The sequence below is a fragment of the Micromonospora sp. NPDC049497 genome, assembly GCF_044465805.1.
Taxonomy (GTDB): domain Bacteria; phylum Actinomycetota; class Actinomycetes; order Mycobacteriales; family Micromonosporaceae; genus Micromonospora.
Genome location: NZ_JBITMC010000045.1, coordinates 1 through 1930 on the forward strand (window position 1 = coordinate 1; position 1930 = coordinate 1930).

1 protein-coding gene is annotated in these 1930 nt (G+C 73.4%); it reads right to left on the minus strand.

Going from position 1 to position 1930, the window contains the following annotated elements; all coding sequences use genetic code 11:
• On the minus strand, positions 1-1930 hold a 1930-nt coding region (locus tag ACIBR0_RS28700), incomplete at both ends, for a beta-ketoacyl synthase N-terminal-like domain-containing protein (protein ID WP_396720862.1).

The following is a 1930-nucleotide window of genomic DNA, read 5'->3' on the forward strand; positions in this document are numbered from 1 at the left end:
CTGCCCGTACGTGGCCAGCAGCGCCTGCGCCTCGATCGGGTCACCCAGGGTGGTGCCGGTGCCGTGCGCCTCCACCGCGTCCACGTCGGCCGGGGTCAACCGGGCGTTGGCCAGGGCCTGCCGGATGACGCGTTCCTGCGACGGCCCGTGGGGTGCGGTGAGCCCGTTGCTGGCTCCGTCCTGGTTGACCGCCGAGCCGCGGACCACGGCGAGGACCTGGTGGCCGCGTTCCCGGGCCACGGAGAGGCGTTCGAGCAGGAGCAGGCCGACGCCCTCGCCCCAGCCGGTGCCGTCTGCGGCGGCCGCGAACGGCTTGCACCGGCCGTCGGGGGCCAGGCCCCGCTGCCGGCTGAATTCGATGAGCATGCCGGGGGTGGCCATCACCGTGACGCCGCCGGCGAGCGCCAGGTCGCACTCGCCGTTGCGGATGGCCTGGGCGGCCAGGTGCATCGCGACCAGGGACGAGGAGCAGGCGGTGTCCACGGTGACCGCCGGGCCCTCCAACCCCAGCGTGTACGCGATCCGCCCGGACGCCACGCTCGTCGTGTTGCCGGTCAGCAGAAAGCCCTCGTACGCCTCCGGCGCCTCGTGCATCCGGGGCCCGTACTCGTCGAACGCCAGGCCAGTGAAGACGCCGGTGGCGGTGCCCCGCAGCGTGGTGGGGTCGATGCCGGCCCGCTCGATGCTCTCCCAGGCGGTCTCCAGCAGCAGCCGCTGCTGCGGGTCCATCGCCGTCGCCTCACGCGGACTGATGCCGAAGAAGGCGGCGTCGAAGTCGGTGGCCCCGGCGATGAACCCGGCCTCCCGCGCGTACGTGGTGCCGGCGTGCTCCGGCCGCGGGTCGTAGAGCCGCTCCACCCGCCAACCACGGTCGGTCGGGAACTCCCCGATCGCGTCGGTGCCGGAGGCCAGCAACTCCCACAGCTCCTCCGGGTTGCCGACCCCACCCGGATAGCGGCACGCCATCCCCACGATCGCGATCGGCTCGTCGGCGGCTGGCGCCCGCACCACGCGCGTCGCCGCCGCGGACTGCTCAGCCCGGCCCGGCAGCCGGCCGGCGAGATAGCCGACCACGGCCGCCGGGGTGGGATGGTCGAAGACCAACGTCGCCGGCAACTGCAGGCCGGTGACCATGCTCAGCCGGTTGCGCAGCTCCACCGAGGTCAGCGAGTCGAACCCGAGGTCGCGGAAGGCCCGCCCGAGCTGGATGGACTCCGCCGTCGCGTGACCGAGGACGACCGCCACGGTGGTCCGCAGCAGATCCTCCAACGCGGCCCGCCGCTCGTCCTGCCCGAGACCGGCGAGGCGGTCCACCAGGGACGCCCCGGTGTCGCCCCCGTCCGTGACCGCCCGCCGGGTGGGCGCGCCGGCGAGGGTGGTGAGGATGGCGGGGACCCGGGGTTGGTTGCGGAGGGTGGGGAGGTGGAGCTTGACCGGGGCGATGGTGGGGTGGGTGTGGATGAGGGCCGCGTCGAGGAGCGCCAGACCCTCTTCCGTGTCGAGTCCGAGGCTGCCGGTCCGGGCCATCCGCGCCCGGTCCACGTCCGTCAGCTGCGCGGTCATCGCGCTCGTGTCGTTCCAGTAACCCCAGGCGAGCGCGGTAGCGGGCAGCCCTTCGGCGCGCCGGTACTCCGCCAGCGCGTCCAGGAAGGTGTTCGCCGCCGCGTACCCCGCCTGTCCGCCCGTGCCCAGGGTGCCGGCGAACGCCGAGAAGAGCAGGAAGTGGGTGAGGGGGTGGTTCCTGGTCGCTTGGTGGAGGTGCCAGGCGGTGTCGACTTTGGGTTTGAGGGTGGTGTGGAGGTTTGCGGGGGTGAGGTTGGTGAGGGTGGTGTCGTGGAGGGTGCCGGCGGTGTGGACGACGCCGGTGAGGCGGTGCCCGGTCTGGTCGATGTGGTCGACGACCTCGGCGAGTTGATGGGGGTCAGTGGTG